The organism is Streptomyces sp. NPDC043853, from assembly GCF_056436025.1.
This window is the reverse complement of the sequence record NZ_JBWKDJ010000001.1, coordinates 511,708-532,452: the sequence shown is the minus strand read 5'-3', so window position 1 is coordinate 532,452 and position 20,745 is coordinate 511,708. Positions and strand designations below refer to the sequence as shown.

The window sequence follows — 20,745 nt, the reverse complement described above, 5'->3', positions numbered from 1 at the left end:
CCTTCGGCGCGGCGGGGAGGGGGCGTCCCGAGCCTACGTCACCGGGTTCTCCGGCGGTCGGGGTGCCGGGCACGCACCGTGACGGATGAACTCCGGCAGACCGGGCACACGCACCGTGACATCGGAGGTTGCGATGGACGTCGTCGTACTCATCGGGCGGGTGCTCTTCGTGCTGCTGTTCCTGGCCTCGGCCGCGGGACACCTGACACAGACCAAGGCCATGGCCGGATACGCGGCCTCCAAGGGCGTCCCGATGGCCGGGGCGGCCACCCTGGCCAGCGGTCTGCTGATGGCGGCGGGCGGACTGATGGTGCTGCTGGGGGTGTGGGCCGACCTCGGCGCTCTGGCGCTGGCCGCGTTCTGCATCCCGACGGCCCTGGTGATGCACGCCTTCTGGCGGGAGAGCGACCCGCAGAACCGGATGCAGGAGCGGATCCACTTCCTCAAGGACACCGCGCTGGGCGGCGCGGCCCTGGTCCTGTTCGCCTTCTTCGCGTACGCCGGGCACGACCTGGGGCTGATGCTCACCGGCCCGCTGTTCTCGATCAGCTGAGGGCCCGGGGTCCGGGGTCCCGGGCCCGGTGACCAAGGGCCGAGGACCGGCGCGCACTCTGCCATGGCCCCATCCGGGGTGGGGTGCGTGTCGTCGTGACGTCGTGATCGTTTCTTCAGCGGGAGGGACCGTTCGACAGGGGATCCGAGGAGACGGGTGGACGCGCGGTGACCGCTTGGCAGCTGTGGGCCGGGACGGGTCTGGCGGTGGTGCTGTGCCCGCTGCACGGGTTCGCGGCGGCCGCCGCGGAGGGTGACGGGGGCCCCGGCGGAACACCCGTCGGCCGTACGGACGGCACCGCCGCCTTCGTCGCGCCCGACCGGGTGTGGGTGTCCACGGAGGGCCCGGACGGCACCACCACGTGCGTCACGGCGGGCGACGGCGTGTCGGTGCACCGCCACCACCCGCGCCGGGCCGCCACGGCCGTGCCGGCGGCCCCGGTGGGCGGGGTCTGGGTGTACCACCGGCCCCGCGCGACGGGTCCGGTCGTCCCGGGGGACCCGGCCGGACCGGAGACCCTGGGCGTTCCGGAGATCCCGGGCGTTCCGGAGTCCGCGTGGGGTTCCGCGGGCTCCCACGGCCCGGCCGCGTCACCGGGCGTGCCCTGCCGCCCGCCCGCCGCGGGCGTGCCGACGGCCGCCCCGGTGCCGGAGCCCGTGCCGGAGCCGGTGCCGGAGCCCGTGCCGGTGTCGGTGTCGGTGCCCGTGACCGAGCCCGCCGGGACCGAGGTGAGCCCTCCGGCGCCTCCCGCGGCCCCGGCCGGCCCCACGGTCCGTCCCGACGGTGCCGTCGAGGTGAGCACCGGGCCCGGGCGGGTGACCGTGGACGTGTCCGGTCCGGACGGGTCGGTCTGCGTCGCCGCGGGCCCGGCGGCCGGGGCCGGAGCGGGGACCTGCGGCCCCGGGCCGGGCCCGGACACCCCGTCCGTCGTCGTCGGGGTGCCCGGCACCCCCGACCCCGCCCCCGCGCCCCCGCGCGTTCCCGCACGCGTACCCCCGGTGGCCCTCCCCGCCGAGCCCGTACCGGTGCTGCCGGCCGGGCCGGCGCCGGAGCCCGCGCCCGGCCCGCCGCCCAAGCCCGCCCCGGCTCCCGCTCCCGCCCCCGTCGACGTACCGGCATCCGAGGCGCCCGAAACGCCCGAGCCACCCGCCCCCGAGCCACCCGCTTCGGCGCCGCCGCCCGAGGCACCGGCGGCCCAGCCGCTGTGGCGCCCGTACTACCGCACGGCCGCGCTGCAGCGCCGCGGACCCGACGGCCTGTCGACCATGATGCTGATGGTCGTGGTCACCACCCCGGCCGTGCTGGCGGCCGCCGCCCTGCGACCGCGCTCCAAGAGCCGCGGCGCCTGAAACCTGCCACTCCGCCACCCCGGCCCATGTGCCCCCACCCCTCCAGAACAGGAGTCCTCCCGTGTCCGAATGGCTGGTCCTGGCCATCGCCATGGCGCTCGGCTGCGCCCTCGTCCTCGCGTTCACCGCGATCCGGCACCGCCGGGTCGCCGAGGAGGAGGACACCAGCGAAACCCCGGACGTGATGGAGTACATGACGATGATGGTCGGGGTGGTCTACGCGATCGTGCTCGGACTGGCCATCGCCGGGGTGTGGGAGGCGCGCAGCGCCGCCGAGGACAGCGTGCGCGACGAGGCACAGGCGCTGTACGAGGTCACCCAGCGCGCCGACGTCTACCCCGAGGCCGTACGCGACCGCATCCGCGGGGAGGTGGACGCGTACGTCGCCCACACCGTCAGCGTGGACTGGCCGCGGCTGACAGCCGGTCAGACCCCCTCGGACGAGGGGGCCGCCCTGCTCGCGAAGCTGCGCACCGACGTCACCCACCAGACGCCCACCACCGAGCTCCAGTCCCAGGCGTACCAGCCCCTGCTCGACCACATCGCGGCCGCCGACGACGCCCGGCACTCCCGCAGTTCGGAGCAGACGCTGCCGGGCGTGGTGTGGTTCGGGCTGCTCACCGGGGGAGTGGTGACGATCGGTCTGATCTTCACGCTGCAGATCCGCAAGTCCGGCCGGGAGCTGTTGCTGGCCGGACTGTTCACCGCGCTGATCGTGTTCCTGCTGTTCCTGGTGTGGAGCCTCGACGCTCCCTACGGCCGGGACGGGATCGACTCGGCGGCGCCGTTCCAGGACCTGTTCCCGGCCGCGGTCCTCGCCGTCGGCGCCCTGTAGCCCGCCGGGCCGTACGCGCCCCGCACGCCCGGGCGCGCGGCCTCCGCAGGGCGGCGCCCGGGCGCCGCTCCGGCCCCGCTCCGCCCTTCCGCTCAGGCCCCGGTGCCGGTCTCCTCGGGCACGGCCTCCGCACGTTCCACGCACCGCCGCTCGCCCTCGGTGAGCGGCGGTTCCGCGAGCGGCTCCCGGCGCGGCCCGCGCGCCACGGCGAGGGCCACCTCCGGCCGCAGCAGCGCCTGCGGCGGCGCGGACAGGGTCATCACGTCGAACAGGGTCCTGGTGACCAGCGGCCTGCTGGTCGCGGTCAGCATCAGCCGGTCCATGTACCGGCGGACCAGGGCGCCGCCGCGCCCGGGCTGCTTGCCCTTGGCGCCCGGGTAGAGGATGTCCGTCGCCGTCGCCAGGTCCCAGGCGGTCGCCACCGGGCGGGCGATCGCCTTCTGCACCCGGCGGGCGAGACCCGGCGCGCCGAGGCCGGAGCGGTCCAGTTCCTCGCGCATCGCCACGGCGCCCTTCGCGGCCACCGACATGCCGTGCCCGTAGACCGGGTTGTACGTGGCGACCGCGTCGCCGAGCACGACGAACCCGTCGGGCCAGTCCGCCACCCGCTCCAGGAAGTGGCGGCGGTTGACCGTCGACCGGGTCACGACCACGTCGGTGATCGGCTCGGCCCGCGCGATGAGCTCGCCCACGACGGGGTGGCGCACCCCGCGGGCGAAGGCCTCGAACTCCTCCGCCGCGGCGGTCGGCTGGCCGCCCCGGGTGCCGGAGAGGGTGACCAGCCAGCGGCCGCCCTCGATCGGGACGATCGTCGCGGTCTGGCCGGGCACCGGGACGCGGGCGTCCGACTGGACGTTCACCAGCGGGTAGTCCTCGGTGCCGGCGGGGGCGCGGAAGATCCGGCTGGCGTAGGCGAGCCCGGAGTCGACCTCCTCGCTCTCCACCGGGCCGATGCCGAGTTCCCGCAGCAGCTGGGGGGCGCGGGAGCCGCGCCCGCTCGCGTCGACCACCAGGTCGGCGTCCAGCACCCGTTCCGTGCCGTCCTCCTCGCGGATCCGGACTCCGGTGACCCGCCCGGCCCCGCCCCGGAGCTCCAGCAGCTCGGCGCGCTCCAGCACCGTCACCGAGGGTCGGCGGACGAGCTGTTCGCGGACCGTCCAGTCGAGGAGGTCACGGCTGCAGGCGATCAGGAACTGCATCTCGGGGAAGCGGCGGAGCCAGCCGGCGGCCGACATGGAGACCAGCCCGGTGGGCAGCGGGATGCGCCGCGCGCCGGCCGCGGTCCAGCGGTCGGCGGTGCCGGGCAGCAGTTGCTCGATGGCCCGGGCGCCCCCCGACCACAGCAGGTGGGCGTGGTGAGCCTGGGGCAGGCCGCGGCGCGGTTCCGGCGCGTCGGGCAGGGTGTCCCGGTCGATGACGGTCACCCGGTCGGCGTGCCCGTCGAGGGCGGCGGCGGACAGCATGCCGGCCAGTCCGCCGCCGATCACCACGGCGTGGCGGTCGGTCCGGCCGTCGCGGCCTCTGCTTGCGTCGGTCATCGAAGGGTGCTCCCTGCCATGGCCGCTCTGCTGCGGACCGCTGCTACCACCGGTGAATGCCGCAGAGCGTGTGAAATACGAACGAGATCGCGAGGGCCCTCGGCGATGTCGAGCCCGCTCTCCTGGCTCGAGCCGATGATCTTGCCCTCGGGGTCGGCCGCGGACGCCCGGACGGCGGCCGCGACCATGGCGGCGTCCGCGACGGCCCGGGCGGTCGCCGGGTCGGCACCGGCGTCCTCGGCCTGTCGGAGTGCCAGGGCCCGCTGCTCCTGGTCGAAGTAGGGGCCCAGTTGGAGGAATCCGTCGTGGATGTCGGACTCGCGTTGGATCACGCGCAGTTCGGCCGGAGACCACCAGGACATCCGGACTCCCGCGGTGGCGGTGGCGGGCGGTCCGGCGGCGCGCAGCTCGCGCCACAGGGTGCCGAGCCGGCAGTACGTGGACCAGGCCCGCCAGTTGTCGGAGAGGTGCTGGCAGAGCAGGGGCAGTACGAAACCGATGGCGCTGATCAGCGCGCCGACGGAGGCGATCGGCGGGGCGGCGTAGGTGCTGAGCGCGTCCAGGTCGTGGCCGGCCCAGCGGGCGAACACGGCGGTGAACTTGGTGAGGTCGTAGCCGAGGTTGAAGAGGTAGCCGACGACTATCACGGTCAGGCCCAGGCGCAGCCAGCCGCGCACCCGGAGCGACCACCGCCAGCACATGGCGGTCATCACCAGGGCGGCGACCGTGTGCGCCACCAGGTACAGCACGATCATCTCGCGGATGAAGGGCGTCCCGGCGTAGTACGTGTCGAGGTCGCGCAGCCGCTCCACCGGCGCCTCGCCGAGCGCGAACAGCACGATCAGCGCCGCGATCACGCAGCCGTAGCCGAGGATCCAGCGCCGGGAGATCTGGCGGGTGCGCTCGGGCGGCCCGCCGCGCCAGTTGACGATCAGTACCAGGCAGGACGCGCTGAAGGCGGTGATCAGGCAGTACACCAGCGGGGCGGAGAAGTTGGAGATGCCGCTCCAGCGGTTGACCGCGGCGATCGTCGGCGGCGCGGCGAAGGTGAACACCGCGGCGGCCAGGACCAGCAGGGAGCACACGGACCGCAGCAGCGGATCGCGCCAGTTGTGGCGGAGGGCCGGCAGCTTGAAGACGAGCGAGATGCCCAGTGCCATGGCCGGGATGTAGTAGTCGGCTCCCGTCATCACCGGACGGTGCCCCCGACCGGGGGCGTGTGCCTGGCCGGCGACGTTCTCCCGACCGGGTACGTGTCGGATGCCGGGGCCGTGTCGCGTGCCGCTGCCGTGTGCCGTGCCGCTTCCGTGTCGCGTGCCGCTGTCGTGCCGTTCACCGTGTCCTTCAACGGTCCGTCCTGGGACCCCGGTAGCCGAGCGAGGCCTCGATCCGCCCCGCGAGCTCGTCCCGCCGGCCCGGGGCCCGGTGGCTCGCGGAACCGGCCAGCCACGGACGGCACTTGCTGCCCAGGAGCAGGCCGAAGCTCTCCGCCTCGGTCTCCTCGCGGACGTCCGCCCGGGTGCGGGCGGCGACCCGGCGCACCGTCTCGGTGAGGTCGGCCTCGGTGGACAGCAGGCGCGCGGCGACCGCCGCCCCGTCCACGTGGTGGCTGCAGTGCCCCGCCTTCATGTGCCACAGCTCGTGGCCGAGGATCACCAGCTGGTGGTCGGGCGCGGTGCGCTCCTCGATCACGACCAGGTCCCGGTCCGGCATGTCGAGCCAGAGACCGCTGGCGGTGCCGGGCGGGAACGAGGCCATCCGGAAGTCCACTCTGCGGCCGCGGTGCCGGCTCATGCCCTCGCACAGGGCCGTGTAGAGGTCCACGGGTTCCACGGGAGCGGACAGCCCGATGCCGGCAACCAGCTCCCCGCACAGCCGCCGCTGCTCTCTGCCTATGCTCACCGTTCTCCCCGTCGGAGCGGATCCGGATCAGGACTTGAAGGATCAGACCCAGACGTTCGACTGGGTCAGGACTCGGTTGATTTCACGCTTTCAAGAAGCAGGTCCAGCCATTCGGTCACCTTGTCCCGGTGTTTGTCGCTGGGCAGTTGGGCGGCGCGCCAGGCGATGCCCCGCACTCCGTGGTTCTGCAGCAGGCGGGCCAGCGGGTCGTCCGCGGCCCCGGAGGCGGCGGCGCGCGCCGACTCCCGTTCCCGCTCGCGGTCCGCGAAGTCCTGGAGGAGCTGCTGCTCGGTGCGCAGCAGCGCGTCGGTGAGGGCGTCGGCGTCGTGCGCGGTGAGGAAGCCGGCGTGTACCCCGAAGAAGCGCTGGATGGCGTCGCAGTGCTCCATCGTGGGCCGCCGGTCGCCGTTGATCAGCGCACCCGCCTGCTGGCGGGACATCGCCGCGCCGTCGGCGATCTCCTGTTGGGTGTAGCGGCGGCCGTTGGGTTTGACCCGGGTGCGCCGGAGCAGGTCCAGGCGCTGCAGGAACCGGGTCTGCAGATCTGGTTCACCGGCCGTCCTGCCGTCGAGCAGGGCCTTGACCACGTCGGCCGGTACTCCGGACGCCTCCGAGAGCCGACGCAGGTCGAAGACCTCGGCCTGGTCGCGCCCGAGTTTGTCCGCGAGTTCGGCGACGCGCGCGGCGGTGGCTGCCAGAGGCACGGTGGCCACCGCTCCGGGAGCCGGGAAGCCGTCTGTCACCAGTGGTTCTCCTAGATCACGCGAGGTCGGTTCGGACACGTGGTTGGCCCCCTGGAGGCTAGCCGGTCAACCAGCGTAGGGCTAGAACTTGCCACAGCTGTGGCGTGATTCTGCTGTCAAGGGGCTGGAATTGCCACAATAGTTGACACTCGAATGACGTGGGTAGCAGGATCGCCACACGGAAACGAAGATCCAGACCGCGAGAAGGGGGAGCTCTCGGTGCCACATCTCGCAGCGGTGAGCCCATCCAACGGCCTCTCCCATGCCACCCGGACAGGTGAGGACATCCCCGCGGGCGACGAGCCCGGACGGGGAGCAGTGCGGCTGGAACGCCGCAAGGAGATCTTGCGCCGGCGCCGCGAGGAACTGGGGCTCAGCCAGGAGGACGTGGCCTCCCGCCTCCGCATCAGCGTCCGTGCGTACGGCAATTGGGAACGCGGACTGGTCAAGGAGTGGACGGACCGCAAACTGCTCGCCCTGGCCGAGGCGCTGGAGATGAGCGAGCGCCAGTGCTTCTGGCTGTTCCGCGTGATGGTCGACCGCGACCCGCCGCCGACCTGGCGCGCCCCCGAGGAGAGCCGCCTCCCCGAGGACCCGGTGCAGCGCGACTACCTGCGCGACTACGCCGCCCTCATGGAGTCCGTCCCCTACCCGTCCTTCCTGATCGACCACCGCTGGGACGTGGCCCTCACCAACTCCGCCTTCGACCAGCTGTTTCAAGCCGTCCGCCCGCACCCCACCGCGCTGCCGGACGACAACTTCCTCCGGTTCGTCCTGTTCCACCCCGACGCGGCCGCCGTGCTGGAGGACCACGAGCCGGCCTGGTGCGTTCCGCTGCTCGCCCAGTTCGCCAACGCGCTCGCCGCCGCACCCGAGGACGAGGGCCTGCGCAGCATCCGCCAGGAGGTGGCCCGCGACCCGTTCATGGAGGCCGCGTACCGCTACGGAGTGCCGCACTGGCTGAGCACGTACGGCCCCGAGGCCGCCGAGCGCGACGGAGCCGTCCTCGCCGTACGCCACCCCGACCCGGGCCGCGGCGTGGTCCGCTGCCGGGTGGTGTGCGAGAGCGGCCGGATGCTGGACGCCATGGGGCTCACCCGGATCACCCTGGTCCTCTCGGCCCCGCAGGGCGCCGCGCCCGGCCCGGCCCCCATCGCCCACGGCGGACCGCAGGCGTCCGGCCGCCGGCTGCGCGCCGTGCCCCCGCTTGCCTAGGCCGTCTCTTACGACCCAGCCCCTCCGTGGGCAAGACTGGGGACACGGACACGCGGGCTGTCGACGAAGGGCGGTAGGGCCGTGCGGCTGACGATCCTCGGCGGGGGCGGTTTCCGGGTCCCGCTGGTCTACCGGGCCCTGCTCGGCGACCGGAGGGAGGGGCGGGTCACCCACGTCACCCTGTACGACGAGGACCAGGCCCGGCTCACCGCCATCATGCGGGTCCTCGCCGACCAGGCCGGGGGAGTGCCCGGCGCCCCGGCCGTGACCGCCACCGGTGACCTCGACGAGGCCCTGCGCGGCACCGACTTCGTCTTCTCGGCCGTCCGGGTCGGCGGGCTCGACGGGCGGGCCACAGACGAGCGGGTGGCCCTGGCCGAGGGCGTGCTGGGCCAGGAGACGGTGGGCGCGGGCGGTATCGCGTACGGCCTGCGGACGGTGCCGGTCGCCCGGGAGATCGCCGCCCGGATCGCCCGGACGGCCCCGGACGCCTGGGTCATCAACTTCACCAACCCGGCCGGTCTGGTCACCGAGGCGATGCAGGAGGTCCTGGGCGACCGGGTCATCGGCATCTGCGACTCCCCGGTCGGACTGGGCCGCCGCATCGCGCGGGCGCTGGGCGCCGAACGTCCGGCCGAGGCGTGGATCGACTACGTCGGCCTGAACCACCTCGGCTGGGTGCGAGGCCTCCACCTCGGGGGCCGCGACCGGCTGCCCGCGCTGCTGGCCGACGACGCCGCGCTGGAGTCCTTCGAGGAGGGCAGGCTGTTCGGTGCGGAATGGCTGCGTTCGCTCGGCGCCGTCCCGAACGAGTACCTCCACTACTACTACTTCAACCGCGAGACGGTCCGCGCCTACCAGGAGGCGAAGCAGACCCGCGGGGCCTTCCTGCGGGACCAGCAGCGGGCCTTCTACGCGGACGCGGACCGGCCGGGCCTCCCGGCCGGCGAGGCGCTGGCCGCCTGGGACCGCACCCGGGCCGAGCGCGAGGCCACGTACATGGCGGAGAACCGGGAGACGGCCGGCGCGGGCGAGCGCGCCGCCGACGACCTGGAGTCCGGCGGCTACGAGCAGGTGGCCCTGGCGCTGATGCGGGCCATCGCGCGGGATGAGCGGACCACCCTGATCCTCAACGTCCGCAACCGCTCCGTGCTCGGCGTGCTCGACGAGGCGGCGGTGATCGAGGTGCCCTGTCTGGTGGATGCCAACGGCGCCCGCCCGGTGGCCGTGGCCCCGTTGCCGTACCACGCGGTGGGCCTGGTCACGGCGGTCAAGGCGGTGGAGCGCGAGGTACTGGCCGCGGCCCGCAGCGGGTCCCGGGCCACGGCCGTCAAGGCCTTCGCCCTGCACCCGCTGGTGGACTCGGTCGCGGTGGCCCGCCGGCTGCTGGACGGGTACGCGGCGGGGCATCCGGGGCTGGCCTACCTGCGCTGATGGCCTCCCCGTGCTACTGATGGCCTCCCCGTGCCGACGGGCGTAGGCGGACACCTCTAGTCCGTACGGCGCACTGCCGCATGCGGTGCGTCCGGGGCGCTGTGAGAGTGCCGGTGTGACCACTGCCCCGGCCGTTGCCACGGCGCCACCCGTCCTGGACCGGCGGCGGCGCAACATCGTGTTCGGCACGATCATGCTCGGGGTGCTGCTGGCCGCCCTCGACCAGACCATCGTCGGCACCGCTCTGCCAACGATCGTGGCAGACCTGGGCGGGGCCGCCCACATGTCCTGGGTGGTCACCTCCTACCTGCTGGCCGAAACCATCGCCACGGTGCTGGTGGGCAAGTTCGGCGACCTGTTCGGCCGGAAGATCGTCTTCCAGATCTCCGCGGTGGTCTTCATCACCGGCTCCTTCCTGTGCGGACTCAGCCCCGACATGACCATGCTCATCCTGTGGCGGGGCCTGCAGGGCATCGGCGCGGGCGGCCTCATGGTCACCTCCATGGCCCTGATCGCGGACGTGGTCCCGCTCCGGGAACGCGGCAAGTACCAGGGCGCCATCGGCGCCGTGTTCGGCATCGCGACCGTCATCGGGCCGCTCCTGGGCGGACTGTTCACCGATCACCTCAGCTGGCGCTGGGCCTTCTACGTCAACGTGCCCCTCGCGATCCTGGTGGTGATCGCCGCCGCCCGGACCATCCCCTCGGTACGGCCGACCACCCGGCCGGTGATCGACTACCTCGGGATCGCGCTGGTGGCGGTCGGCTCCGGAGCGCTGGTCCTGGCCACCAGCTGGGGCGGCAACGAATACGCGTGGGGGTCCCCGGTCATCGTCGGCCTGTTCGTGCTCGGCGCGGCGGCCCTGGCGCTGTTCTGCCTGGCCGAAACCCGGGCCGCGGAACCCATGCTGCCCATGAGGCTGTTCCGGAACCAGGTGTTCAGCGTCTGCTCGGTGCTCAGCTTCGTGGTCGGCTTCGCCATGCTCGGCGCGATGACCTTCCTGCCGACCTACCTCCAGTACGTGGACGGGGATTCGGCCACCGTCTCCGGCGTACGGACCCTGCCGCTGGTCATCGGCCTGCTGCTGGCCTCGGTCCTCAGCGGCACCGTCACCGGCCGGACCGGGCGGTACCGGGTGTTCCCCATCGTCGGCACCGTGGTGATGGGTCTCGGCCTCTACCTGCTGTCGCTGATGCGCGTCGGGACGAGCGCCTGGCTGCAGTCGCTGTACATGTTCGTGCTGGGTGTCGGCATCGGCCTGGCCATGCAGGTCCTGACGATCGCCGTGCAGAACACCGTGGACTACGCCGACCTGGGAACCGCCACCTCCGGCGTCACCTTCTTCCGTACGCTCGGCAGCTCCTTCGGCGCGGCCGTCTTCGGCACCCTCTACGCGAACAGCCTGCAGCCCGCGCTGCGGGCCGCCGTCGCCGAGGCCGCCCGGGCCACCGGCGCGGACCCGGCGGCGCTGGGCGCGGCCGCGGACAGCCCGAAGGGCGTGCACGCCCTGGACCCGACGGCCGCCGCCCCGATCGTCGGCGCTTACGCGGACGCCCTGCACACCGTCTTCCTGTGGACCGTGCCGGTCGCCGTGTTCGGCTTCGTGATGGCCCTGTTCCTCAAGGAGGTCAGACTGCGCGACAGCGCCCGGGTGGCCTCCACCGACATGGGCGACGGGTTCGCCTCGCCGGCCACCGCCTCCGGGGACTCGGCCAAACTGCTGGAGCTCGCGGTCGGCAAACTCGTACGGAACATGGGTCCGGACACCGCGCGGGAGATCGTGAACGCCTCCGACACCCGCCTGGACATCGCGGGAGCCTGGGCGGTGATGCAGGTGGACCTGCTGACCCGGACGGTGGGCCACGCCAGCCTGGGGCTGATCGCGGGCCGGCGCTCGGTTCCGCCGGAGGTGCTGCTGCCGGTCTTCGACCGGATGGTCGAGGAGGGCTACGTGACCCACGAGGGCACGTACTTCTCACTGACGGAAGGCGGCCGGCGGGAGGCCGCGGTGATCTCGGACGCGTGGGCGAGGTGGCTGGGCGACCGGCTGGAGAAGGACCGCGGCCGGCCGCGCAGCGCCGAACTCCGGGCGGCGGCTGACGCGATCGCCAAACGGCTGCTCGCCGAGGACCTGGGCGAGGGCAACTTCGCGCCGAGGGCGGCGACCGCGGGGAGCCGGTGAGCGCGGGCCGGTGAGCGCGGCGCGCGGAACAGCCGAGGGGGAACCGATCACCACACGCATTCGTCTCACCTGGTGAGCGACACGCGGAACGCAAGCCGGAAGCCGGGGGGAGCCATATGACCGTCGCGCGGGTCACGCTGGCCGAGGAGATCATGCTGCTGTCGCTGGACGACGAGTCCGGCTGGGCCCGCTCGCGCCAGGCAGCGGGCTGGGCCGTCGCAGGCGCCCTGCTCCTGGAACTGGTCATGGCGGGACGGGTGGCGGTCAGCGGCAAGTACCTCGAAGTGGCCGACAGGACGCCGGCCGGCGACCCGCTGCTCGACGGTCGGCTCGCACTGCTGCAGACCTGGATGCGGGGCCGCAGCAAGCGCCGCATCACGGACTGGCTGACCAAGGACAGCACCAAGGCGGTGGGCGCCGTCCTGGCGCGGCTGGCCGAGCGCGGCCTGGTGGCCGAGGAGCGGCGCAAGGTGCTGGGCCTGTTCCCGGTCCGCCGCTACCCGGAGGCGGACGGTTCGGTCGAACACGAGCTCCGCGCCCGGCTGACGGCGGCCGTGCTGGGCGGCACCGCGGAACCGGACGAGCGTACGGCCGGCCTGATCGCGCTCCTCCACTCCGCCGAACTGCACCGCCTGGCGTTCCCGGACGTGCCGCGCAAGCAGGTGGTACCGCGGATGGCGGAGATCGCGGCCGGAGAATGGGCCGCCGAGAGCCTCCGCCAGGCCATCTTGGCCATGCAGGCGGCCGTGACCGTCGCCGGCGCCGCGGCCGTTGCGGCGGCGGTGTCCTGAGGATGAGCGACATCCACGAGCTGCTGGTGAGGGTCGACCTGCGGGACGGGCTGTCCGCACAGGAACTCGCCGAACTGCGCTGGCACCTGGGCCTCGGTCCGGAGCCTGAGCGCCTGACCGTCGTCACCGACTTCCCGTTCGTGGTGGTCGACGACGACGGGAACCCGCGGATCGAGAACGACCCCCGTCCGCTGCTGGCCGGCAGCGGAGACGCCTGGAAGGCGGGAGGCACTCTCGGCTCGACCCTGACCGCCCGTACCGGCCTGCCCGGCGGCGGCTGGTCGCTGACCTCCCGGACCGAGCTGCACCCGGACGAGGCGGAGCAGGTGGCGGAACTGCTCCGGTGGCTCGTTCCGCGCGTGCACGACACCCACCACGGGGCCGACGGTACGGTCCGCCTGGGCCAGTTCAGGTGGTACGAGGACCCCGAGCCGAGCGCCCTGGAGGCGAGGGCCGGGCGGCTCAACCTGCCCGGACAGCACACCTAGCGGGTCGGATAGCCGTGTGAGGAGACCTCGGGGAGGGAGGTCAGGTCGGGGCGCCAGGTGCGCAGGACACCCGCCGAGGGCGCGTACAGGGCGTGCGGGATCTGCTGGGGGGCGAACCAGTCCCAGCGGGTGATCTTGTGCGGTTCGGTGACCGACGGGGTGCCCTCGGCGGACTCGGTCACCGCGGCCGCCGTGAGCCGGGTGATGCCGGCCGCCGAGTCGATCCGCACGGCGAGTACCCGCACCGCCGCCGCGTCCACGCGCAGGGTGGTCTCCTCGGCGAGCTCGCGCGCGGCGGCCTGCTCGAAGCCCTCGCCCGGGTCCACCTTGCCGCCCGGCAGTTCCCAGCGCCCGTCGTGCGCCTGGCCGAGCAGCAGCCGGCCGTCGGCGCCCAGCACGATCAGGCCGACCCCCACGACGGCGTTCGGCTTGGGGTCGGCCCGTTCGGGGCGCTGGCGTTCCGGGTGCGGTGGTTCGGTGGTCATCGGAGTCCTTCCGTACGGTCGCGGTCCTTCGGCCGGGCCCGGACGTGCATGCGCTCGCCCTGGGGCCCGAACAGGCTGAGGAATTCCACCGGCTGCGGCCCGGCGTTGAAGAAGATGTGCGGGGTCCTGGTGTCGAACTCGGCCGCCTCGCCCGCGCTCAGCTCCAGGTCGTGCTCGCCCAGCAGCAGCCGCAGCCGCCCGGAGAGCACGTACAGCCACTCGTACCCCTCGTGCACCTGCTGTTCGGGCGGTCGGGCGCCCGGGGGCGCCGGCGGCAGGATGGTCTTGAAGGCCTGCATCCCGCCCAGGCTCCGGGTCAGCGGCACATGGGTGCGGCCGTTGCGGACGAACGGCTTCGCGCGGATCCGCGGATCCCCGGTCTCGGGCGCGCCCACCAGCTCGTCGAGCGCCACCCGGTGCGCCTTGGCGAGCGGCAGCAGCAGCTCCAGGGTGGGCCGCCGCTGTCCCGACTCCAGCCGGGACAGGGTGGAGAGCGAGATGCCGGTGGCCTCGCTGAGCTGGGCGAGGGTGGTGCCGCGCGCCCGGCGCAGGGCCCGCAGCCGCGGGCCCACGGCGGTCAGGACCTCGGCGAACCCGTCGTCCGGGGCGTTGCGGTCGTCCTGGTGGGCGTGGTCGGGGCCGCTCCGGCCATGTTGTCCATGCCGACCTTGTCGACCTTGTCGACCATGGTGTCCACCCGGTCCACCCGGTCCACCCGGTCCTTCCCGCTCGTTCCGCGCGCCATCGGCCATGATCCTATTTGCCGGTCCGGCAAGCGGGTTTGTCAACCGTGCGGGGTGGGCGGGCCGGGGCCGGGTCAGCTGTTGAGGATGCGGGCCTTCTGCGCGGCGAACTCCTCCTCGGTGAGGATGCCCTGGTCCTTGAGCTCCGAGAGCTCCTTGAGCTGGCCGATCTTGTCCTCCATGCCCACGGCGGCGGGTGCGGCGGCCGCGGGCGGCGGCGGGGCCTGCTGCGGCGGCGGGGCGGCGTACTGCTGCTGTTGTTCGGCCTGGCCGGCCCAGCGGCCCGCCTGGCGGCGTGAGACACGGTTGGAGACGGCGGTGGCCGTTCCGGCGACGACTGCGGTGCGCGCGACGCCGCGAAGGAGTCCGGGCATGGTTGCCTGCCTTGGTCGGAGCGGATGGGGAACGCGGGGCGAAGCGGGGCGTCAGCCCGCGGACTCGAGCGCGTCCAGCGCCTCGATCACGTCCTGGACCGGCACGCGCCCGCTCGCGATCATCCGGGCGTCGGCCCGGCGCAGCGCGGCGGCCAGCGGCGCGGCCCACAGGTTCTCGTAGAGGAGCACGGCGGCGGAGTCCCCCGGCTTCAGGAGGGAACCCGCCTCGGAGAGGTCCTCGTCGCCGAGGAGCCCGGAGGAGACCCCTTCGAAGACGGTCATGTCGAGCTGCCCGTCGCCCGTCACATCGGCGAGTTCCAGGCCGCGAACCGTGCCGTCCGCGTCCTTCGTGAAGAATGACAGGTCGAGGATCCGGATGATTCCGCGGTCGACCAGGTCGATCAGCAGCGGCATCCCCTCACCGGTCAGGTGGCTGCCCGGGAACTCGACAATCAGGTAGTCGATGGGACCCACCTCGTGGAGCGGGTCGGTGGTTTCACTGGTCACGTCAGCTCCTGTCGCAAGGCCCGGAACGAGCCCGGGACGCCTCACACGGCCACGAGCGTAGGCACCGGCCGGGCGGCGGGGGATCACCCCCGGCGGGTGATGCACGGGCCCGGACGCGTACCGATGCTCGGAATCGGGAGGCCTTCTCAGACCACGGAAGTGGAGTGATCGATCATGTGCCGGTGGCTCGCCTACTCCGGAACGCCCCTGCTCCTCGACACCATCCTCTACCAGCCCAAGCACTCCCTGATCGACCAGAGCCTCCACGCGCGCATGGGTGTCGAGACGACCAACGGAGACGGGTTCGGCATCGGCTGGTACGCCCCGGAATCCGGCAACGACACCCCTGCGATCCTGCGTGACATCGGCCCCGCGTGGAACAACCGCAACCTGCACGAGATCGCCCAGCACACGAAGTCCCACCTGCTCTTCGCACACATCCGGGCCTCGACCGGCACGGCCGTGCAGCAGACGAACTGCCATCCCTTCCGGCACGGCCGCTGGATGTGGATGCACAACGGCTCCATCGCCGGCTTCCACGAGATGCGCAGGGAGCTGTGTCTGGCCGTCGACCCCTGGCTGTTCCTGGACATCGAGGGCACCACGGACTCGGAGCTGATGTTCTTCCTCGCCCTGACCTTCGGCCTGGAGGACGACCCGCCCCGGGCGGTGGCCCGGATGGTCGGGCTGGTGGAACGGACCGGCCACGAACACGGCGTCGCCGCTCCCATGCAGATGACCGTCGCCGTGACGAACGGCACGACGGTGTGGGCCTTCCGCTACGCCAGTGAGGGGACCGCCCGTTCGCTCTACTACAGCACCAGGGTGGACTCCCTGCGGGCGCTGCACCCGGATGCCTCGATCCTTCGGGAGGTGTCCGACGACACCCGGCTCATCGTGTCGGAGCCTCTCGGAGACCTTCCCGGCGCCTGGAACGAGGTGCCGGAGCACAGCTACGGGATCGTGCACGAAGGCCAGGACTCACTCCACCCGTTCGCCCCGGTGCCGGCCTGACGGCCGATGCCCGGAAGCCCGGAAGCCCGGAAGCCACGAGACCAGGCCCGAAGGAGGAGAAATGAGCATGCCCCGACAACCGGAGCCCGGACAGGGACAGGGACAGGGACAGGGACCCGAACCGGAACCGCCTCCCGACCGTGCCTTCGAGGACGTGGCCGCAGCCGTCCGGGCCGACGTACAGGCCGACCCGTTCGACGGGCTGTCGGCACTGGGAGCCTCGTGGAAGTGGGCCCTGGGCTCGGCCCTCGTCACCCTGGTCGCCGGCGTCCTCGTCCTGGTGTGGCCGGACGAGACCCTGCACATCCTGGCCGTCATCATCGGCCTGTACCTGCTGGTGGCCGGCGTGTTCCGGTTCGTGTCGGCGTTCTCGCGGCACGAGCACGGCGAGCGGTGGCCGACGCTGCTGGCGGCGGTGGTGTTCGTCGTCGCCGGAGTGCTGGTCCTGCGCGGACCCCAGCAGACCATCACCGTCCTGGCGCTGATCACCGGCATGGTGTGGCTCGTCTCCGGCATGCTGGGCGCCTGCCGGGCCGTCGTGATCAAGGACCTTCCGCACCGCGGCTTCACCTTCGGTGTCGCCCTGCTCGGAGTCGTCGCGGGCATCGTCGTGCTCTGCCTGCCGATCGAGTCCGCCGTCGCCCTGACCCGGCTGCTCGGCCTGTGGCTCGTCCTGCTCGGCGTGGCGGAGCTCGTCGGCGCGTTCGCCGTGCGTTCAGCGCTCCGCCGCAGCTGACAGGCGGTCGGGGAGGGGCGCCGTACCGTCCCGCCCGCACTCGCGGGTTTCGGCCACCGTGGCGGAGCGCAGGCTCTGGGCGGTCCGATCGTCGTACGGCCCGGGGGACGCCCAGGGGGAACAGGGGGGACGGCATGGCACACGTGCTGGTCATCGGAGGCGGTGTCGGAGGGCTCGCCACCGCGCTGCTCGCCGCACGGCACGGCCACACCGCGGAGCTGTTCGAGCAGGACTCCCGGGCTCCGGGCTCCGCACTCGACCGGGACTTCTTCGGCTGGCGGCGGACGGCGGTCCCCCAGGCCGCCCAGCCGCACGTGATCCTGGGCGCCGCCCGCAAGGTGCTGCGTACGGAACTCCCGGACGTCCACGCCGACATGCTCCGGCTCGGCGCGACCGAGCGGCACGAACTGGACTGGTTCGACGAGCGGCCGCCCGCCCGCCCGGGCGACGAGGACCTGGTCATGCTGCAGGCCCGGCGCATCGTGCTGGAGAGCGCCCTCGTCTCCGCCCTGCGCGCCGAACCGGGTGTGGTCATCCGTCACGGCAGGCCGGTCGAAGGACTGCTGACGGCGGGAGGCCGGATCCCCGGGGTCCAGGAGGCCGGGGTCCGGGAAGCCGGGGTCCGGGAAGCCGGGGTCCGGACCGGAGCGGTCCGGGTCACCGGGGTGCGGACCGCCTCCGGCTCCTACACCGGCGACCTGGTCGTCGACGCGGCCGGCCGGCGCGGCGGAGCCGACCGCCGGCTCGCCGACATCGGCTGCCGTCCGGCCGTCGTGGAGCGGCACCGCACCGGACTCGCCTACTTCTGCCGCTGGTACCGGCTGCCCGACGGGCGCACGGAAGGCCCGCGCCGGCCGTGGGCGGTCACCGGCGGCGCCTTCGCCGGCTGCGCGGTGTTCCCGGCGGACAACAGGGTGTTCGCGGTCACCCTGATCGTGCACACCGAGGACCCGACCCGTTCGGCCCTCCGCAGCCCGGCCGTCTTCGAAGCGGTCGCCCGCACCTTCCCGCCCGGTGCCGCCTGGCTCGGACTCGGCGCCGAGCCGCTGTCCGGCGTACGGGCCACCGCCAGCCTGGACAACCGGTGGAGCGCGCTCGTCGACGAACACGGCCCCGTGGTCAGCGGGCTCGTGCCCGTCGGCGACACCATCACCCACACCAACCCGACCCTCGGCCAGGGCATGTCACTGGCGCTGTGGGCGGCGCAGCGGGTCGCCCGTACCGCCGGCCGCGACCCGGGGACGGAGCAGTACGCGGCCGACCACCACGCCTGGGCGGTACGCACCCTCAAACCGTGGTTCGACTTCCAGGTCACGGCCGACGCGGCGATCGGGGAGCGCTGGACGACCCGGGCCGTTCGGGCGGGGGCCGCGCGGGAGCGGGCCGCGTTGTTCGACTGCGCGCTCGACGACCCCGAGGTGATGCGGGCCCGGGCCCGGGTCCGCCACCTGATCGAGTCACCCGAACGGGCCTACGCGGACCCGGAGGTCCACGCCCGCGTCGCACGCTGGCTGGCGGCCCGGCCGGGGTACGTGCCGAACGCGGGCGGGCCGAGCCGCGGCGAATGGGAGAAGCTCACGGGGTGCTGAGCAGCCGCTCACGGGTCCGTGCGCGGAAGGTACGGCGGTAGGTGTCCGGCGGCACCCCGACCGTGCGGTTGAAATGGCGGCGCAGTGTCGTGGCGGTCCCCATGCCGGTGGCCCCCGCGATGGTGTCGACGCTGTCGTCGGTGGTCTCCAGCAGCTCCTGCGCGTGGCGGATCCGCTGGGTGAGCAGCCATCGCAGCGGGGTCGTACCGGTCACCGTCCTGAAGTGGCGGCCCAGGTGGCGCGAGCTCATCCGTGCCTGGCGGGCGAGGTCCTCCACGGTCAGCGGGCGGTCCAGCCGGGCGAGCACCCAGGGGAACAGGTCGGCGAGCGGATGGTTGTCCGGGGCGGGCACCGGGGTCGTGACGAACTGGGCCTGCCCGCCGCCCCGGTGCGGCGGGACGACCAGCCGGCGGGCGAGCACGTTCGCGACCGTGGAGCCGTGGTCGAGGCGCACGAGGTGCAGGCACAGGTCCATGGCGGCCGCCTTGCCGGCGGAGGTGAGCACGCTGCCGCTGTCCACGTAGAGGACGTCAGGGTCCACCCGGACCGCGGGGTGGCGGGAGGTCAGGGCCGGGGCGTGCACCCAGTGCGTGGTCGCCTGCCGGCCGTCCAGCAGGCCGGCGGCGGCCAGGACGAACGCGCCCGTACAGAGGGAGGCCACGCGTGCGCCCGCCTCGTGGGCCGCCCGGACGGCGTCGACGAGACCGGCGGGCGGGTCCACGTCGACATCCGCCCATCCCGGCACGATCACCGTGTCCGCCCGCGCCAGGTGCTCCAGGCCGTGGTCGGGCTCCATCAGGAACCGGCCGACCCGTACGGGGCCCGGCCCGCAGACGACGGTGCGGTACCAGCGGCGGGGGTCCGTCCCGAGCGGGGCCCGGCCCCCGAAGACCTCTTGGGCCATGGCCAGTTCGAAGTGGAGCATCCCGTCCGTGACGGCCAGGGCGACGGTGTGCGCGGTGACGGTGTCCACGTCGGGAATTGTACGGGTCATGTCGTTCCGGACACTCGTGCCGAGCACCCGGCCCGGCCAGGATGGCCGTACTGGATCTTTCGGCGGCGCAGGAGGGCACATCATGGAATCCGGGCACAGGGTGGCGGTCTACGGTGCGTACGGACACACCGGGCGCTTCGTGGTGGCGGAGCTGCGGGAGCGCGGGTTCGTGCCCGTGCTCTCCGGCCGCGACGCCGGCAAGCTGACGCTGATCGCGGCGGACCTTCCCGGTGCGGACGTCCGGCCGGCGGCGGTCGACGACCCGGCCGCACTCGACCGGGCCCTGGACGGGGTGGCGGCCGTGGTCAACTGCGCCGGACCCTTCGCCACGACGGCCGCCCCGGTGATCGGGGCGGCCCTGCGCGCCGAGATCCCGTACGTGGACGTGGCCGCCGAGATCGAGGCCAACGCCGACACGTTCGCGCACTTCACGGACCGCGCCCGCGCGGCGGAGGTGCCGGTCGTCCCCGCGATGGCCTTCTTCGGCGGCCTCGGCGACCTGCTGGCCACCGCCGCCATGGGCGACTGGACCAGCGCCGACGAGGTGCACATCGCCTACGGGCTGAGCGGCTGGCACCCCACCGCCGGGACGCGCGCGGCGGGCGCCGTCTCCCGGCAGCGGCGGGACGGCCGGCGGGTCCGCTGGGCGGACGGGCGGCTGGAGTACCGCGATGACGCCCCGCCCACCCAGAAGTGGCCGTTCCCGGAGCCGATGGGTCCCCGGGAGGTCATCGGGGAGTTCACGATGGCCGATGTCGTCACCGTGCCCAGCCACCTGCCCGTGCGCGAGGTGCGCAGCTACATGACGGTCGAGGCGGTCCGGGAGCTGTCCGCGCCGGACACGCCGGCGCCCACCGCGGCCGACGCGCACGGGCGGTCCGAGCAGACCTTCCTCGTGGACGTGGTCGTGCGCTCCGGGGACGGCGAACGGCGCGCCGTCGCGAGCGGCCGGGACATCTACGCCATCACCGCGCCGCTCGCGGTGGAGGCGGTGCAGCGGATCCTGACGGGACGGGTGACGCCGAGCGGGGCGGGTGGGGAAGGCGCGCCCGGCGTGCACGGTGGGCAAGGTGGACAAGGAGCGGAAGGCCGGGCGGCCGGTGTCCTGTCCGCGGGGGCCCTCTTCGACGCCGCGGACTTCCTGCGGGCCCTGGCCCCGCACCTGTCCCTGGACCTGCGGACCTGACCCGGCACCGGGCCGGCCCCAGGAGTCGGGCGGTGCGCCCTTGCCGGATCGCCGCCCGCCGACGCCGCACCGGCGGCCGACAGCGGC

22 protein-coding genes are annotated in these 20,745 nt (G+C 73.5%); 12 read left to right on the top strand and 10 right to left on the bottom strand.

The window, feature by feature from the left end:
• The first annotated feature begins 133 nt into the window (after positions 1-133).
• The 3 genes from AC067U_RS02300 to AC067U_RS02290 all read left to right on the top strand — a co-directional run bounded on the left by AC067U_RS02300 (position 134) and on the right by AC067U_RS02290 (position 2,737).
• Positions 134-553, top strand: a complete 420-nt coding sequence (locus AC067U_RS02300) for a DoxX family protein (protein ID WP_478827701.1) — start codon at positions 134-136, stop codon at positions 551-553.
• Between the two features lie 167 nt (positions 554-720).
• The gene (locus AC067U_RS02295; protein WP_478827700.1) at positions 721-1,902 is read left to right on the top strand and encodes a hypothetical protein; all 1,182 of its coding nucleotides are present in this window, start codon (positions 721-723) and stop codon (positions 1,900-1,902) included.
• A gap of 61 nt (positions 1,903-1,963) precedes the next feature.
• The gene (locus AC067U_RS02290; protein WP_478827699.1) at positions 1,964-2,737 is read left to right on the top strand and encodes a bestrophin-like domain; all 774 of its coding nucleotides are present in this window, start codon (positions 1,964-1,966) and stop codon (positions 2,735-2,737) included.
• A 92-nt stretch (positions 2,738-2,829) separates the two neighbouring features.
• On the opposite strand, the gene AC067U_RS02285 is transcribed toward AC067U_RS02290, so the two are convergent.
• The 4 genes from AC067U_RS02285 to AC067U_RS02270 all read right to left on the bottom strand — a co-directional run bounded on the left by AC067U_RS02285 (position 2,830) and on the right by AC067U_RS02270 (position 6,920).
• The gene (locus AC067U_RS02285; protein ID WP_478827698.1) at positions 2,830-4,275 is read right to left on the bottom strand and encodes an FAD-dependent oxidoreductase; all 1,446 of its coding nucleotides are present in this window, start codon (positions 4,273-4,275) and stop codon (positions 2,830-2,832) included.
• Positions 4,272-5,465 carry an MAB_1171c family putative transporter gene (locus tag AC067U_RS02280; protein WP_478827697.1) on the bottom strand — a complete coding sequence of 398 codons (1,194 nt, stop codon included), beginning with the start codon at positions 5,463-5,465 and terminating at the stop codon, positions 4,272-4,274. Before AC067U_RS02280 ends, AC067U_RS02285 begins: the two co-directional genes overlap by 4 nt.
• A gap of 154 nt (positions 5,466-5,619) precedes the next feature.
• On the bottom strand, positions 5,620-6,177 hold the full coding sequence (locus tag AC067U_RS02275; protein ID WP_478827696.1) for a toxin-antitoxin system, toxin component: 558 nt from the start codon (positions 6,175-6,177) through the stop codon (positions 5,620-5,622).
• A gap of 65 nt (positions 6,178-6,242) precedes the next feature.
• Complete coding sequence (locus AC067U_RS02270; protein WP_478827695.1) at positions 6,243-6,920, bottom strand: helix-turn-helix domain-containing protein; 678 nt, start codon at positions 6,918-6,920, stop codon at positions 6,243-6,245.
• A gap of 219 nt (positions 6,921-7,139) precedes the next feature.
• Here AC067U_RS02270 and AC067U_RS02265 point away from each other — a divergent pair, with 219 nt between their 5' ends.
• The 5 genes from AC067U_RS02265 (at position 7,140) to AC067U_RS02245 (ending at position 13,030) form a co-directional block, all read left to right on the top strand.
• Positions 7,140-8,135, top strand: a complete 996-nt coding sequence (locus AC067U_RS02265) for a helix-turn-helix domain-containing protein (RefSeq protein WP_478827694.1) — start codon at positions 7,140-7,142, stop codon at positions 8,133-8,135.
• 81 nt (positions 8,136-8,216) lie between these two features.
• On the top strand, positions 8,217-9,569 hold the full coding sequence (locus AC067U_RS02260) for a 6-phospho-beta-glucosidase (RefSeq protein WP_478827693.1): 1,353 nt from the start codon (positions 8,217-8,219) through the stop codon (positions 9,567-9,569).
• A 115-nt stretch (positions 9,570-9,684) separates the two neighbouring features.
• Entirely contained in the window at positions 9,685-11,751 is a 2,067-nt protein-coding gene (locus AC067U_RS02255; protein ID WP_478827692.1) for a DHA2 family efflux MFS transporter permease subunit, read from the top strand.
• 116 nt (positions 11,752-11,867) lie between these two features.
• Complete coding sequence (locus AC067U_RS02250) at positions 11,868-12,542, top strand: GOLPH3/VPS74 family protein (RefSeq protein WP_478827691.1); 675 nt, start codon at positions 11,868-11,870, stop codon at positions 12,540-12,542.
• 2 nt (positions 12,543-12,544) lie between these two features.
• Complete coding sequence (locus AC067U_RS02245) at positions 12,545-13,030, top strand: hypothetical protein (RefSeq protein WP_478827690.1); 486 nt, start codon at positions 12,545-12,547, stop codon at positions 13,028-13,030.
• On the opposite strand, the gene AC067U_RS02240 is transcribed toward AC067U_RS02245, so the two are convergent.
• The 5 genes from AC067U_RS02240 to AC067U_RS02220 all read right to left on the bottom strand — a co-directional run bounded on the left by AC067U_RS02240 (position 13,027) and on the right by AC067U_RS02220 (position 15,139).
• Positions 13,027-13,515, bottom strand: a complete 489-nt coding sequence (locus tag AC067U_RS02240) for a nucleotide triphosphate diphosphatase NUDT15 (RefSeq protein ID WP_478827689.1) — start codon at positions 13,513-13,515, stop codon at positions 13,027-13,029. The genes AC067U_RS02245 and AC067U_RS02240 overlap by 4 nt on opposite strands.
• On the bottom strand, positions 13,512-14,096 hold the full coding sequence (locus AC067U_RS02235) for a cupin domain-containing protein (RefSeq protein WP_478828263.1): 585 nt from the start codon (positions 14,094-14,096) through the stop codon (positions 13,512-13,514). Before AC067U_RS02235 ends, AC067U_RS02240 begins: the two co-directional genes overlap by 4 nt.
• Positions 14,093-14,260 (bottom strand): hypothetical protein, encoded by a 168-nt coding sequence (locus AC067U_RS02230; RefSeq protein WP_478828299.1) that lies wholly within the window; start codon positions 14,258-14,260, stop codon positions 14,093-14,095. The genes AC067U_RS02235 and AC067U_RS02230 overlap by 4 nt, the downstream gene beginning before the upstream one ends.
• Before the next feature lie 72 nt (positions 14,261-14,332).
• On the bottom strand, positions 14,333-14,632 hold the full coding sequence (locus tag AC067U_RS02225; protein WP_478827688.1) for an SHOCT domain-containing protein: 300 nt from the start codon (positions 14,630-14,632) through the stop codon (positions 14,333-14,335).
• A 51-nt stretch (positions 14,633-14,683) separates the two neighbouring features.
• A complete protein-coding gene (locus tag AC067U_RS02220) occupies positions 14,684-15,139 on the bottom strand; it encodes a DUF6325 family protein (RefSeq protein ID WP_478827687.1) in 456 nt (151 codons plus the stop codon).
• Between the two features lie 174 nt (positions 15,140-15,313).
• Between AC067U_RS02220 and AC067U_RS02215 the strand changes: the two genes are divergently transcribed.
• The 3 genes from AC067U_RS02215 (at position 15,314) to AC067U_RS02205 (ending at position 18,478) form a co-directional block, all read left to right on the top strand.
• A complete protein-coding gene (locus AC067U_RS02215; protein ID WP_478827686.1) occupies positions 15,314-16,153 on the top strand; it encodes a class II glutamine amidotransferase in 840 nt (279 codons plus the stop codon).
• Between the two features lie 61 nt (positions 16,154-16,214).
• Positions 16,215-16,889, top strand: a complete 675-nt coding sequence (locus AC067U_RS02210) for an HdeD family acid-resistance protein (protein ID WP_478827685.1) — start codon at positions 16,215-16,217, stop codon at positions 16,887-16,889.
• A gap of 134 nt (positions 16,890-17,023) precedes the next feature.
• Positions 17,024-18,478, top strand: coding sequence for an NAD(P)/FAD-dependent oxidoreductase (locus AC067U_RS02205; RefSeq protein ID WP_478827684.1), 1,455 nt, complete (start codon positions 17,024-17,026; stop codon positions 18,476-18,478).
• On the opposite strand, the gene AC067U_RS02200 is transcribed toward AC067U_RS02205, so the two are convergent.
• Positions 18,465-19,472 (bottom strand): helix-turn-helix domain-containing protein, encoded by a 1,008-nt coding sequence (locus AC067U_RS02200; RefSeq protein ID WP_478827683.1) that lies wholly within the window; start codon positions 19,470-19,472, stop codon positions 18,465-18,467. The genes AC067U_RS02205 and AC067U_RS02200 overlap by 14 nt on opposite strands.
• A gap of 82 nt (positions 19,473-19,554) precedes the next feature.
• Here AC067U_RS02200 and AC067U_RS02195 point away from each other — a divergent pair, with 82 nt between their 5' ends.
• A complete protein-coding gene (locus AC067U_RS02195) occupies positions 19,555-20,658 on the top strand; it encodes a saccharopine dehydrogenase family protein (RefSeq protein ID WP_478827682.1) in 1,104 nt (367 codons plus the stop codon).
• Positions 20,659-20,745: the final 87 nt, after the last annotated feature.